We start from the raw sequence: 14,623 nt of genomic DNA on the forward strand, positions 1-14,623 counted from the left end.
TTGGGTGGTTTCCTGAAAAAAGGATTGCCTCATGGCTCTCGACGTTCAAGAAAAAGCACAAATCGTAGCTGACTATCAGCAAGCTGTTGGTGACACTGGTTCGCCAGAAGTGCAAGTTGCACTGCTGACCCACAACATCAACAAGCTGCAAGGTCACTTCAAGGCCAACGGTAAAGACCACCACTCCCGTCGTGGTCTGATCCGCATGGTAAACCAGCGTCGTAAGCTGCTGGACTACCTGAAGGGCAAGGACGTGAGCCGTTACAGCTCGCTGATCGCTCGCCTGGGTCTGCGTCGCTAATAAGCGATTGCGCTAGAGGTTGGTTGTCTGCCGTGTGCCAGTGGGAATCCCGCTGGCCCATGGTAGGCTCCCAGCCTCAAGTTTTATCTGGATACACGTTTTACCCTGGACCAGGCTCGGGCCGATTCCCGACATTGCCCAAGAATTTCGCAAGAAGACAAGTTCCCCCAAGAGCCACAAAGAAGGTAGGACACCGTGAACCCGGTTATCAAAAAATTCCAGTTCGGTCAGTCGACCGTTACCCTCGAGACAGGCCGTATCGCCCGTCAAGCCTCCGGCGCAGTGCTGGTTACCGTTGACGATGACGTTACCGTATTGGTAACCGTTGTTGGCGCCAAGACCGCTGACCCAAGCAAAGGCTTCTTCCCTCTTTCCGTTCACTACCAGGAAAAAACTTACGCTGCCGGTAAGATCCCTGGCGGTTTCTTCAAGCGCGAAGGCCGTCCTTCCGAGAAAGAAACCCTGACTTCCCGACTGATCGACCGTCCGATCCGTCCGCTGTTCCCAGAAGGCTTTATGAACGAAGTGCAGGTTGTCTGCACCGTCGTTTCCACCAGCAAGAAGACCGATCCGGACATCGCTGCGATGATCGGTACCTCGGCTGCCCTGGCTATCTCCGGCATCCCTTTCGATGGCCCGATCGGCGCAGCTCGCGTTGCTTTCCACGAAAGCACCGGCTACCTGCTGAACCCGACTTACGAGCAACTGAAAGCATCGAGCCTGGACATGGTCGTTGCCGGTACTTCGGAAGCCGTTCTGATGGTTGAATCGGAAGCCAAAGAGCTGACCGAAGACCAGATGCTGGGCGCCGTACTGTTCGCCCACGACGAGTTCCAGGCTGTCATCAAGGCTGTTACCGAGTTGGCTGCCGAAGCTGCCAAGCCAACCTGGACCTGGGCTCCACAGGCCGAAGCCACCGAACTGCTGGGCGCTATCCGCTCCGAGTTCGGCGCTGCCATCTCCGACGCCTACACCATCACCGTCAAGGCCGACCGTTACGCTCGCCTGGGCGAGCTGAAGGACCAGGTTGTGGCCAAGCTGTCCGGTGAAGAAGGCCAGCCTTCCTCCAGCGAAGTCAAAGCTGCGTTCGGTGAAATCGAATACCGCACCGTTCGCGAAAACATCGTAAACGGCAAACCACGTATCGACGGTCGCGACACCCGCACCGTACGTCCGCTGAACATCGAAGTCGGCGTTCTGCCGAAGACTCACGGTTCGGCCCTGTTCACCCGTGGTGAAACCCAGGCCCTGGTAGTCGCGACTCTGGGCACCGCCCGTGACGCACAGCTGCTGGACACCCTGGAAGGCGAGAAAAAAGACCCGTTCATGCTGCACTACAACTTCCCTCCGTTCTCGGTAGGTGAGTGTGGTCGCATGGGTGGCGCTGGTCGTCGCGAAATCGGTCACGGCCGTCTGGCGCGCCGTTCGGTACAGGCCATGCTGCCTGCTGCGGACGTGTTCCCATACACCATCCGTGTTGTTTCGGAAATCACCGAGTCCAACGGTTCCAGCTCCATGGCTTCCGTGTGCGGTGCCTCCCTGGCGCTGATGGACGCTGGTGTGCCGATGAAGGCGCCGGTTGCCGGTATCGCCATGGGCCTGGTTAAAGAAGGCGAGAAGTTCGCCATCCTGACCGACATCCTGGGTGACGAAGACCACCTGGGCGACATGGACTTCAAAGTAGCTGGTACCGCTAAAGGTGTTACCGCGCTGCAGATGGACATCAAGATCAAGGGCATCACCGAAGAAATCATGGAAATCGCTCTGGGCCAAGCCCTGGAAGCGCGCCTGAACATCCTCGGTCAGATGAACCAGATCATTGGTCAGTCCCGTACCGAACTGTCGGAAAATGCTCCGACCATGATCGCGATGAAAATCGACACCGACAAAATCCGTGATGTTATCGGTAAAGGCGGCGCGACTATCCGTGCGATCTGTGAAGAAACCAAAGCTTCGATCGACATCGAAGACGACGGTTCGATCAAGATCTTCGGCGAAACCAAGGAAGCGGCTGAAGCTGCACGCCAGCGCGTCCTGGGTATCACCGCTGAGGCCGAGATCGGCAAGATCTACGTGGGTAAAGTTGAGCGCATCGTCGACTTCGGCGCATTCGTCAACATCCTGCCGGGCAAAGACGGTCTGGTTCACATCTCCATGCTGAGCGACGCTCGCGTTGAGAAAGTGACCGACATTCTGAAAGAAGGCCAGGAAGTGGAAGTGTTGGTACTGGACGTGGATAACCGCGGCCGTATCAAGCTGTCCATCAAGGACGTAGCAGCAGCCAAGGCTTCGGGCGTTTAAGTACTCCGGGCCTCAAGCTGTAGAAAAGGACTCTTCGGAGTCCTTTTTTTATGGGCGCTGGAAAGTGAAGCCAAATCAGCCGTTTACCTTTTGGCAAAAACCGCAACTTGCATGCAGGCACGATCGGCTTCATGCAAGTTGCACGATTTCGAAAATCTATGAATTTTATAAGGTGTTGATTTATAAGGATTTTAACTGGTTTTAAAACTTGGCACAGCGCCTGCAATATCCCTGTTAACGCTGCAGCATCTAGGTACACACACTGCAGACTTTTAATAAAACAGGAGTTACTCGTATGAAGAAGTTCGCTCTCGCTACTGCTACCGCTCTGACCCTGGCTATGGGGGCTAACGTTGCCTTTGCTCAAACTTCCCAAGCGCCGATGACCCTGGCCGCTGGTGAGGTGACTAAAGCCAAAGAGTCCACCTCTGACACGTGGATCACCACCAAAGTCAAAGCTGACCTGCTGACCGAAAAAGGCATTCCAGGTTCGGACATCAAGGTTGAGACCAACAAAGGTGTAGTAACCCTGTCGTCTGACGTAGAGATTTCCGAATCGCAAAAAGCAACTGCTGTAGCGATCACCAAGAAAATCAAGGGTGTGACTGCAGTGTCCGCGGACAGCCTGCATGCAGGTGGCGCATACAAAGCTGACAATGTTGATAAAACCAAGGCTGCTGCTTCTGACGCAAAAGGCGCTACTTCCGATACCTGGATCACTACCAAAGTGAAAGCTGATCTGGTTACCGAAAAAGGTATTCCTGGTACCGACATTAAAGTCGAAACCAACAAAGGTGTTGTTTCCTTGTCGTCGACTGTCGCAGTGACCGACGCACAGAAAACCACCGCAGTGAACATCACCAAGAAAATCAAAGGCGTTAAAGCTGTATCGGCTGACGGCCTGAAAGCAGAGTAACGCTTAACTTATCGCCTTGAACTAAGCGTCGGCGGCAACGAGTGAGCTAGATATCCACTCAATGCACCTCACGTGTTCATGCGACCGACCACAAGGATGTGGTCATTACAGGCCCCGGCATTCGTGTCGGGGCCTGTTCTATTGTGGGGTGGAGTGCTGGCGGCAAGGCGATGAGGCCAAATGTGGGAGCGGGCTTGCTCGCGAACGCGGTGTGTCAGCCAACATGGCTGTCACTGGTCCACCGCATTCGCGAGCAAGCCCGCTCCCACATTTAGAAGTGTGTTGCTATTGGTTCACTCGGCATCCAGATGCATCGGTGTCACCACTCGACCATCTTTCTCCGCCTGACCCAGGTTGGCATCAATGAAGTACACCCGCTCATCTTCCAGTTGGCCTTTGTCCACCAAGTAATCCTTGATGGTGCTGGCGCGGTCCTGACCCAGTTGGCGCAGCAGAACGTCACTGCCACTCCAGAACGTGATGACGCCTTCACGCAGCTTCGCAGTGCGGTCATCGTCGCTCAGGTTTTTCCACTCGGCCGGTGGTTGCTGTTTGAGTCGTGTGCGGTAGATGCCTTCCAGCAATGGGGCCTTTTCCTTCTCTGGGACGACAAGCAATGAAGCCTGGGCCGGGACCTTGTCCCCACGGCGCTGAAGAATCTTGTAGTAGTTGTACTGGTATTCCCGTTCCAGGCGTTGGGCGGCCAGGAATGGGCCATCGCTGCTGGCTGCGGCGGTGCCTTCGATTTCCAGACGCAGGGCAGGACGCTCTTTGAGTGCCTTGGCCAGCGTATTCAAGGCGCCCTCGGCGTCTTTGCTCAATTCGCTGGAGCCAGCGGCAAACGACACATTCCCCAAATCCTCTGCGCCGCCTCCGCTGATCAGCCCGCCAATGAACTTGAACGGCGCGGTCGCTGCTCGCACCACCAGGTTACGCAGGGTCTGCCACACAATCGGCATGACGCTGAATTGCGGGTTGTTCAAGTCCCCGGTCACCGGCAGTTCGATGGAGATCTTGCCGTCGCTATCCTTTAGGAGCGCAATTGCCAAGCGAATCGGCAAATCCACGGCGTCGGCACTGTCGACCTTCTCGCCCAGTTGTAGCTGTTCCACCACTACTTTGTTTTCGGCCTTCAACTGGCCTTTGGTGATCACGTAGTGCAGGTCGAGGTTGAGACGACCCTTGCGAATGCGGAACCCGGCGAACTTGCCGGAGTACGGGGTCAGGGTGGTCAATTCGACGCGTTTGAAACTGGTGGCGATATCCAGCGCCGCCATCGGGTCAAACGGGTTCACGCTGCCTTTGATAGTTACCGGTGCATAACGGTCCACTTTGCCCTTGATATCGACACTGGCCGGTTTGGCCTGGCGGCTATCAATGGTGCCGATCTGACCGTTGAGCTGTTGGATGGCGGTGGCAAAGTTGGGGGTCAGGCTAAAGTCGGCAAAGTTGGCCGAACCGTCATTGATCGCGATCTGCCCTACATGAATACCCAGCGGTTTCTCTTTGCTGGCCGGCTTGGGGCCCTTATCGGGTGGTTGTGGGATCAGCAGGTCATCGACGTTGGTGGTGCGGTCATCATTGATCATGAAGCGCGCATACGGTTGCAGCAGGTTGACCTTGTCGATCGACAGGCTATCGCCGTGCTGATAGTTCAAGCCCTCCACCACCACGCGCTGCCATTTGACGAAATCGCGGGTCTTGAGCGTGTCGAGGGTGTGCAACTGGTCGACCTGTGCCCGGCCAGTGACCTGAAGCTTGAGTGGGTCAGTGCTTTTGAGGTTCACATCCAGGTTGCTGCCGAGCATGCCGCTGCGCAGTTCCAGGCGAATGAATGGGCTGATGTAAGACTGCGCAACCCGTAGGTCGATGTCCTGGGTATTCACTTTGAGCTTGGCGCTGACCGGGTTGAGGTTGACCTCGCCACTCGCGGCGATCTTGCCCTGTTTGCCCAGGCCGGTGTCGATCTTCAGGGTAAACGGGCTTTGGTTGAGGCTGTCGAAGTTCTGCACATCAACATTCAGTGGGCCCAGTTCCAGCGCGACTGCCGGCTTGGCCTGACGGTCTGCCAGGTGCACCTGATAGTTACGCAGTTGCACGTCCTTGAGCAGTACTTGCCAAGGTTTGCTCGGCGCTGCGGGTTCCGGTTTTGGTGAATCGGCGGTGGCCGGCGCGGTGGCAGGTTCGGGTGCCTTCGAGGGTTTGCTCGGTTGGCTGGCGAACAGTTTCTGCCAGTCCAGTTGGCCATCGGCTTCACGGGCGGCCCAGGTTTCCAGCTTGTTGCTGCGGATTTTGCCGACCACGACTTGCTGTTTGGCCAAATCTACCGTGGTTTCACTGACATCCAGACGTTCCAGGCGTACCAAAGGTCGGCCATCCGGCGCCTTGATGGCAAACGGTGCAATGCTGGCGGCGGTGTTCGTCAAGTTCAGCTCGGTCTCCTTGGCCAGGCTGAATTTATAGTCGGTACTGAAGTTGAGTACGCCGTCTTCCAGCACCAGCGGCAAGGCGTCCCGCACATAGGGCCACCAGGCCTTCATCTTGCCGTCGGTGACTTTCAGCGTGCCTTCGGAGGTGATCGGGATCAGGCTGAAATTACCTTTCCAGTCGATCTGCCCACCCTCGGGGCCGACCGCGACCAAGGTCATGTCCGCGTTGTCTTCGGGCAAAGTGCTGAGGTTTTTCAGCTCGAAATCGAGCTTGTTGTAAAGAAATTCGATGGGCTCGCTGGGGCGCAAGTCTTGGAAGTGCACATAACCGCCGGCCAACTTGATGCCGTCGATACGCAGCGGAAACGGTTTGGCGTTGGGATCGGCCGGGGTTGGCTCGCTGGGCGGCAGTTTGAATAGCTGCGCCAGGTTCAGTTGGCCTGACTTGTCGAACAATATTTCAGTCTTGGGCTGGTCCAGTTGCACGTCGGCCAGGTGCAGCGCGCGCGTCCAGAGGCTGTCGATCTGCAAGTTGGCATAGAGGCGTTCGAAACCCACCTGTTCCTTGCCGGGCTCGCCGACTTTCAGGCCCCATACCGTCAGTTCCAGGCTGAACGGGTTGAGCTCGATGCGCTCGATCCGGGCCGGCACTGTGGCGTAATTCGCCAGCTGTTGGTTGGCAATGCGAAGGGCAATGCCGGGCAAAATCAGGAAGCCCAGCAAGCTGTATAGGGCTAGAGCGGTCAACAAGGCGCCGATGGCGCGAATCAATCCTTTGGGCATGGGTGACGCCATCTATGTCAAACAGGAGTGCCTTGGAGTATGGCACGGGTTTTCGGTTCCGAAGATCCAGACTCTTGGGAAACGTCCTACAGCTGGAGTATCAATGTTTTAAGAGGGGGCTGTTGATCCTGTGAAGGAAAATCCGCTCCAGGCGTCATGATTTGCCAGTCACGCACTGGGCGCCCGGCTTTTTCTGCGCAACGCAGTACCTGTTCACGCCAGTCCTCCATGCTGACTTTTGCCAAGTTGTTGCAGCAGATCAGCACGCCGTTGTCAGCGGTGGCCAGCAACGCAGGCTTGAGCAGGCTCTGGTAGTCGCGAAGCAGGTCGACGGTGCCGAATGCGCTCTTCGCCCATGCTGGGGGATCCAACAACACCAGGTCGTACTGGCGCTGCTCCAGGCGTGGATAGCTCGGCAGCTTCTGCCCGCGACGCTGGGTAATCGGCAAACCGGCCAGTTGACGAATGGCCGGGAAGTAGTCGGATTGCACGAATTCCATGCTCGGCAACTGTGGGTTCAGCAGGCCGTTTTCGCGCCCAACCGCCAGGTTGCCCTCGGCAAAGTCCAGGTTGCACACTTCACGGGCACCGCCGGCAGCGGCGCTCAGCCCCACGCCGCAGGTGTAGGCGAACAGGTTCAGCACGCTTTTGCCGGCACTGTGTGCCTTGACCCAGCCACGGGTGTTGCGCAGGTCAAGGAACAGCAACGGGTCCTGCCCGGCGTGCCGACCACGGACGCGATAATTGAGGCCCCATTCGTGACCGACCAGGTCTTCCAGCGCGACAGGATCGGCACGGTAGACGGTGTCTTCGCGGTCGATCCGCGAGTGGCCACGGGAGCGGTCGTTGTACACCAGCAACAATTCCAGGCCGGTGTACTGGTTGATCAGTTGATGCAGCTCCAGCAACTCTTCGGTTTTCAGCGACTGGTGGAAGCTTTGCACCAGCAATTGCGGGCCGTAACGGTCGATGGTCAGGCCGCCGGCACCTTCCTGGCTGCCATGGAACAGTCGATAACAGTCGGTGCCCTGGGCGTGCAGCTCGTTGACCAAGTCTTGGCGATGATCGAGGGCGGCGCGCAGCGCCTGATTCAAGGGAGACATGGAGCGCGCCTTGCTGGGAAAAGAGGGCGCGAAGTTTAACAGTTATGAGGCGTTGCCTACATCAACCCCATCCGCCGATGGGCGCGCTGTACCGAACCGTTACGCATCGCCCAGCGCAGCAGCGGCGCACTGCGTTTGACGCCGCTGCGGATCATCTGGCGTTGCAGCGGGCTCTGATGTTGATCGAGCATGTCGCTGGCCCAGTCCGGCAGCAGGTCGATCCCGGCCTGCATCATCAAGGCCCCGAACGGCTTGGCCATAGTGCTGGGGGAGGGCGCATTGAGCAGCAGGCGCAACACTTCGCGACTGCGCTCGTCGCACAACAGCTGAGGGCGGATGCGTTCCAGATAATCCGAAACTTCCTGCCGTGAGCGCGGAACATGCCGCGCGCCCAGCCGTTCGGCCACCAGGGCGATTTCGCTGTAGTAACGGTCTTGGTCGCGGCCCGAGAGATGAGGGTTGCGGTAGCGCAGGTGTGCGGCCAGGAAGTTGCTGACCTCCGCCACATGCACCCAGGTCAGCAACTCCGGGTCGCTGGCCGCATAAGGTCGCCCATCCGGTGCATGGCCAACCACTTGCAGGTGAATGGTGCGCACTTTTTCGATCAACCATTCAGCATCACGTCGAGAGCCGAACGTGGTGCCGGAGATAAATTGCGAAGTCCGCCGCAATCGCCCGAGCATGTCCTGGCGAAAGTTCGAATGGTCCCACACGCCTGCCAGGGCCAGTGGGTGCAAGGCTTGCAGCATCAAGGCACTGATGCCGCCGATCAGCATGCTGCTGAAGTCGCCATGGACTTGCCAGCTCACCGAGTCCGGCCCGAACAGGCCTGGGTCGCCCTTGGGGTTTTCCAGGTCCAACTGGCCCAGCGATAGGCCGGTGAGGCTCATCAGCTGGTTCTCGATACGGCTGCGGATAAATTCCATGGCGACTCAGGGGTTCCTATCGGTTCAGGCGTTTGTCGATCAGGCCGTCCACCACGCTTGGGTCGGCCAGGGTCGAAGTGTCACCGAGGCTGTCCAGTTCGTTGCAGGCGATTTTGCGCAGAATCCTGCGCATGATCTTGCCGGAGCGGGTTTTCGGCAGGGCCGGCGCCCATTGGATCAGTTCTGGCTTGGCAAAGCTGCCGATTTCCTTGCTGACCAGCTCCAGCAGGTGTTTTTTCAGGGTTTCGCTGGGCTCCACGCCGTTCATGGGCGTGACAAACGCATAGATGCCCTGGCCTTTGACGTCATGGGGGTAACCCACCACGGCAGCCTCGGCGACCTGGTCATGCAGCACCAGCGCGCTTTCGACTTCTGCGGTGCCAATGCGGTGGCCGGAAACGTTGATGACGTCGTCGATACGCCCGGTGATCCAGTAGTCACCGTCCTCATCGCGACGTGCGCCGTCTCCGGTGAAGTAGTAGCCGGGATAGGGTTTGAAATAGGTGTCGATCATGCGCTGCCGATCATGGTACACACCGCGAATCTGCCCCGGCCAGCTGGCCTTGATTGCCAATACGCCGCTGCCGGCGCCGCTGAACTCCTTGCCCTGTTCATCCAGCAACACGGGCTGTACGCCAAACATTGGCTGGGTTGCACAACCAGGCTTGATCCGCCGGGCGCTCACCAACGGGCTGAGCATGATGCCGCCGGTTTCGGTCTGCCACCACGTGTCCACGATGGGGCAGCGCTGTTCGCCGACCGCGTTGAAGTACCAGTCCCAGGCTTCCGGGTTGATCGGCTCGCCGACGCTGCCGAGCAGGCGCAGGCTGGCGCGAGAGGTGTTTTCCAGAGGGCCGTGGCCTTCACGCATCAGTGCGCGCAAGGCGGTGGGCGCGGTGTAGAAGATATTCACCTGGTGCTTGTCGATCACTTGCCAGAAGCGCGAGCTATCCGGGTAGCTCGGCACGCCTTCGAATATCAGCGAAGTGGCACCGTTGGCCAGTGGGCCGTACACGATGTAGCTGTGGCCGGTGACCCAGCCGACATCGGCGGTGCACCAGAACACTTCGCCCTCGCGGTAGTCGAGGACGTACTTGAAGGTCATCGCCGCCTGCAGCAGATAGCCGCCGGTGGTGTGCAACACGCCTTTGGGTTTGCCGGTGCTGCCGGAGGTGTAGAGGATGAACAGCGGGTCTTCGGCGTCCATCGGCTCGGGTGGGCAGTCGTCGCTGGCGGCGTCCAGTGCTTGTTGGTATTTGAGGTCGCGGTCTTTGACCCAGATCAGGTCTGCGCCAGTACGCTCCACCACCAGCACCGTGCTGACATTCGGGCAACTGGCCAAGGCCTTGTCGACGTTTTGTTTCAGCGCCACTGGCTTGCCGCCGCGCACGCCTTCGTCGGCGGTGATCACGATGCGGCAGTCGGCATCGAGGATGCGGTCGCGCAGGGCATCCGGCGAGAACCCCCCGAATACCACCGAGTGCACCGCGCCAATACGCGTGCAGGCCAGCATGGCGTAGGCCGCTTCCGGGATCATCGGCATATAGATACACACCCGGTCGCCTTTCTTCACACCACGGATTTTCAGCACATTGGCCAGGCGGCAGACATTTTGGTGCAGTTGGCGGTAGGTGATTGTGGCGGACTGTGTCGGATCATCGCCTTCCCAGATGAAGGCCGGCTGATCGGCACGTTGCGCCAGGTGACGGTCGATGCAGTTGTAACTGACGTTGAGCTGGCCACCGGCAAACCATTGGGCGGCGCCGGTGTTGATGTCCGAGCTTTGGACGGTGTGCCAGGGCTTGATCCAGTCGAGAAAACCCTTGGCTTGTTCGGCCCAGAAGGTGTCGGGGTGTTCGATGGATTGGCGGTAGAGGCGCTGGTAGTCCTCTTGACTGAGTTGCGCAGCCCGGCGGACGGCATCGGCGGCAGGGAATGTGCTGATATCGAACATGAGCGGTCCTTATTCTTGTTTTAGCGACAAGTGATAAAGATGCACGCAGTGGGGGGAGGGTTCAAGGCCAACGTCCAAACGGACGTTGGCCTTGGAGTTAACGCATCAGCCGCGATGACGGCCGCGGAAGTAGTTGATCAAACCTTGTGTCGAGGCATCGTCGGCCAGGGTTTCTTCGGCGCCGGTCAGGCGGTTGTAGACGCCTTTGCCCAGCTCCTTGCCCAGCTCCACGCCCCATTGGTCGAAGGCGTTGATGCCCCAGATCACGCTCTGCACGAACACCTTGTGTTCATACATCGCGACCAAGGCGCCCAGACGACGTGGACTGATGCGCTCGACCACCAAGGTGTTGCTCGGGCGGTTGCCCGGGATCACCTTGTGCGGTGCCAGCTTCTGCACGTCGTCTTCGGCCATGCCCTTGTCGCGCAGCTCGGCTTCGGCTTCGCTGCGGGTCTTGCCAAGCATCAGCGCCTGGCTCTGGGACAGGCAGTTGGCGTACAGCCACTGATGGTGGTCGGACACTGGGTTGAAGCTGACGATCGGCACGATGAAGTCGGCCGGAATCAGTTGGGTCCCCTGGTGCAGCAACTGGTGGTAAGCGTGTTGGCCGTTGCAGCCTACGCCGCCCCAGATCACCGGGCCGGTATCGGTAGACACAGGCGTACCGTCCTGCCGCACGCTCTTGCCGTTGGATTCCATGTCCAACTGTTGCAAGTGCTTGGTGATGTTACGCAGGTAGTGGTCGTACGGCAGGATCGCATGGCTCTGCGCGCCCCAGAAGTTGCCGTACCACACGCCCAGCAAGCCGAGCAGCACCGGCATGTTCTGTTCGAACGGGGCGTTCTGGAAATGCTGGTCCATGGTATAGGCACCGGACAGCAGTTCCTTGAAGTTGGACATGCCGATGGCCAGGGCGATTGGCAAGCCTATGGCCGACCACAGCGAGTAGCGCCCGCCGACCCAGTCCCACATCGGGAAGATGTTTTCTTCGCGGATACCGAAAGCCACCGCTGCCGCGTTGTTGCTCGATACGGCGATGAAGTGGCGATACAGCTCGGCTTCCGAGCCACCCTGGGCCAGGTACCAGGCACGAGCAGCCTGGGCGTTTTTGAGGGTTTCCAGGGTGTTGAAGGATTTTGACGAGACGATAAACAGCGTGGTCTCGGCGCGCAGCTTCATGGTCAGCTCGTGGAACTCGCTGCCGTCGATGTTCGCCAGGTAGTGGCAGCGCACGCCTTTGTGGGCGTAGGACAACAGCGCTTCGGAGACCAGCTCCGGGCCGAGGAACGAGCCACCGATACCGATGTTCACCACGTCAGTGATCGGCTTCTCGGTGTAGCCACGCCACAGGCCGTCGTGGATGCGACCGACCAGGTCAGTGATCTGGTTCAGCACCTTATGCACGTCCGGCATGATGTTCACGCCATTCACCGACAGCTTGTCGCCTACTGGGCGGCGCAGGGCGGTGTGCAGGGCCGGGCGGCCTTCGGAGGAGTTGACCGGCTCGCCGTTGAACAGCGACTTGATGGCGCCTTGCAGGTCGACTTCGTTGGCCAAACCCACGAGCAGGTCGCGGGTTTGGCTGGTGATCAGGTTTTTCGAGTAATCGAGGAAAAGTCCGCAGCTGCTCAAAGTGAATTGGGAAAAACGCTGAGGATCGGCATTGAACGCTTCGCGCATGCTGAAATCCTGCATGGCTTGGCGATGTTGATTGAGCGCTTGCCAGGCGGGCAGAGCGGTAACGTCATGAGGAGTGCGGTAGTACGCCATCGCTGCGGGTTTCCTTTTATTACGGGGACTGCCTTTAGGACACTTCAAAGCCCGGAACATCCCACCTGTCGTCAAGGATCGGGTTCCGGACAGCGCTAACCAAGAGCGCAGGGCGATTACATTAAACCTAGCGTGTGAATATGTCTTGGCTTTGTCTGCGCTGTGGCCGGTACTTTTTTATACCGGCACGGCGGGAAGGGCAACTGGAGGGGGTTAGTTGAGGTTCAGATGCAGGTTGTCGATGAGGCGGGTGGCACCGAGGTAGGCCGCCACCAGGATCACAATGTCGCGATCTTCGGCGGTGGCCGGACGCAGATGCACGCCTTGGCGCACTTCGAGGTAGTCCAGGCGCAACCCGGCGGCTTCGATCAGTTTGGCCTGCTCGGCACGCAGTCTGGCGAAGTCGCGGTCACCGGCTGTGACCGCAGCGCCGATCTGGCTGAGGCTGCGGTACAGCACGGGTGCGATGGCGCGTTGTTCTTCCGTGAGGTAGCCGTTGCGCGATGACAGCGCCAGGCCGTCGTCGGCACGCACGGTGGGCTCGCCGATGATTTGGATCGGCATGTTCAGGTCATGGACCATGGCACGGATGACTGCCAGTTGCTGGTAGTCCTTCTGGCCAAACACGGCCATGTCCGGTTGGACCATGTTGAACAGCTTGCTGACCACCGTCGCCACGCCTTCAAAGTGCCCTGGGCGGCTTGCGCCGCACAGGCCCTCGGACAATTGTGGGACGCTGACGCGGGTCTGGCCGGTCGTGCCGCCGGGGTACATTTCCTCGACAGTGGGCGCGAACAGCAGGTTGCAGCCGGCTTGCAGCAGCTTCTCCTGGTCGGCGGCCAGAGTGCGCGGGTACTTGTCCAGGTCTTCGCCAGCGCCGAACTGCAGCGGGTTGACGAAGATGCTGGCGACCACGAAGTCCGCCTGTTGCGCCGCCTTGGTCACCAGGGTGGCGTGGCCGCTGTGCAGGTTGCCCATGGTGGGCACGAAGCCAATGCGTTTACCGGCGTTGCGGGCGTGGGTCACAGCGGCCCGCAGTTCGCGTACGGTTTTTACGGTGTTCATGCAGAGAATCCGTGTTCGGCGCCAGGGAAGGTCACGGCTTTGACTTCAGCGACGTAGGCGCTCAGGGCGGCGTGGATGCTGTCTTGGCCGGTCATGAAGTTTTTCACGAACTTCGGCACGCGGCCGGTGATCGACAGGCCGAGCATGTCGTGCAGCACCAGTACTTGGCCGTCGGTGGCCGAGCCTGCGCCAATACCGATGACCGGTACTTTGACAGCCTGGGTAATTTCAGCAGCCAGTTCGCTGGGCACGCATTCGAGCAGGATCATCGCGACCCCTGCTTGTTCCAGGGCGATGGCATCAGCGCGCATCTGGCGCGCCTGGGCTTCGTTGCGGCCCTGAACCTTGTAGCCGCCCAGGATGTTGACCGACTGCGGTGTGAGGCCCATGTGGGCGCATACCGGCACGCCTCGTTCTGCCAGCAGGCGGATCGACTCGGCGAGCCACACGGCGCCTTCTACCTTGATCATGTGCGCACCGGCACGCATCAACTTGCCTGCGTTCTGGAAAGTCTGTTCGACGGTGGCGTAATCCATGAACGGCAGGTCGGCAATGATGAACGCGCCATCGTTGCCACGCTTGACGCTGGCGGTGTGGTAGGCGAGTTCGTCGGTGGTCACTGGCAGGGTGCTGTCATTCCCTTGAAGAACCATGCCGAGGGAATCGCCCACCAGTAACACTTCAACCCCGGCCTGGCAGCTGGCGTGGGCAAAGGTGGCGTCGTAGCAGGTCAGCATGGTGATTTTTTCACCTTTGAGCTTGAGGCTCTGCAAGGTGGTCAGGGTAACGTCTGGCATGAAAAGGGTCCTCGTTCAGGCGCTTGGAAACAGCGAGTAACGCGCGTGAGTCTTCGTTTATACAGGCGCACTGTCTTGAGAGCAGTGCTTATAAGGCCTGGATTGCGCCCTTTAGCGCCGGGTTGGCGGCAGCGGGACGCCTATAGTCGTGAGGAGGGCACGGGAAGTCAATTGGATGTGTTACCGCATTGTTACGGACGGGGTGTTACCGCTGTTACTGATGCGATTCAGCAATTCGAACAGGTTTTTTGACGACGCTGGAGATCAAATGTGGGAGC

General features: G+C 59.1%; 10 protein-coding genes. 3 read left to right on the forward strand and 7 right to left on the reverse strand.

The features are described 5' to 3' along the window. Window positions 1-31: 31 nt before the first annotated feature. The 3 genes from rpsO to HF257_RS22985 all read left to right on the forward strand — a co-directional run bounded on the left by rpsO (window position 32) and on the right by HF257_RS22985 (window position 3,518). A complete protein-coding gene (gene rpsO / locus HF257_RS22975) occupies window positions 32-301 on the forward strand; it encodes a 30S ribosomal protein S15 (RefSeq protein ID WP_020299907.1) in 270 nt (89 codons plus the stop codon). A 195-nt stretch (window positions 302-496) separates the two neighbouring features. Continuing rightward, window positions 497-2,602, forward strand: coding sequence for a polyribonucleotide nucleotidyltransferase (gene pnp, locus HF257_RS22980; RefSeq protein ID WP_105698723.1), 2,106 nt, complete (start codon window positions 497-499; stop codon window positions 2,600-2,602). Between the two features lie 295 nt (window positions 2,603-2,897). Next, on the forward strand, window positions 2,898-3,518 hold the full coding sequence (locus tag HF257_RS22985) for a BON domain-containing protein (protein ID WP_185708486.1): 621 nt from the start codon (window positions 2,898-2,900) through the stop codon (window positions 3,516-3,518). A gap of 293 nt (window positions 3,519-3,811) precedes the next feature. On the opposite strand, the gene HF257_RS22990 is transcribed toward HF257_RS22985, so the two are convergent. From HF257_RS22990 to panB, 7 genes are all read right to left on the reverse strand, one after another. Continuing rightward, window positions 3,812-6,730 (reverse strand): DUF748 domain-containing protein, encoded by a 2,919-nt coding sequence (locus HF257_RS22990; protein ID WP_185708485.1) that lies wholly within the window; start codon window positions 6,728-6,730, stop codon window positions 3,812-3,814. A gap of 86 nt (window positions 6,731-6,816) precedes the next feature. Further along, window positions 6,817-7,833, reverse strand: coding sequence for a class I SAM-dependent rRNA methyltransferase (locus tag HF257_RS22995; protein WP_185708484.1), 1,017 nt, complete (start codon window positions 7,831-7,833; stop codon window positions 6,817-6,819). Between the two features lie 56 nt (window positions 7,834-7,889). Beyond that, window positions 7,890-8,759, reverse strand: a complete 870-nt coding sequence (locus tag HF257_RS23000) for an oxygenase MpaB family protein (RefSeq protein WP_185708483.1) — start codon at window positions 8,757-8,759, stop codon at window positions 7,890-7,892. A gap of 16 nt (window positions 8,760-8,775) precedes the next feature. After that, window positions 8,776-10,713: an acetate--CoA ligase gene (acs, locus tag HF257_RS23005; protein WP_185708482.1), complete on the reverse strand. Its 1,938-nt coding sequence runs from the start codon at window positions 10,711-10,713 to the stop codon at window positions 8,776-8,778. 105 nt (window positions 10,714-10,818) lie between these two features. Further along, window positions 10,819-12,483, reverse strand: coding sequence for a glucose-6-phosphate isomerase (pgi, locus tag HF257_RS23010; protein WP_185708481.1), 1,665 nt, complete (start codon window positions 12,481-12,483; stop codon window positions 10,819-10,821). A 213-nt stretch (window positions 12,484-12,696) separates the two neighbouring features. Next, window positions 12,697-13,548, reverse strand: a complete 852-nt coding sequence (gene panC, locus HF257_RS23015; protein ID WP_185708480.1) for a pantoate--beta-alanine ligase — start codon at window positions 13,546-13,548, stop codon at window positions 12,697-12,699. Further along, window positions 13,545-14,345: a 3-methyl-2-oxobutanoate hydroxymethyltransferase gene (gene panB, locus HF257_RS23020; RefSeq protein WP_185708479.1), complete on the reverse strand. Its 801-nt coding sequence runs from the start codon at window positions 14,343-14,345 to the stop codon at window positions 13,545-13,547. The genes panC and panB overlap by 4 nt, the downstream gene beginning before the upstream one ends. Between the last annotated feature and the right edge of the window lie 278 nt (window positions 14,346-14,623).

Source organism: Pseudomonas cremoris (assembly GCF_014230465.1).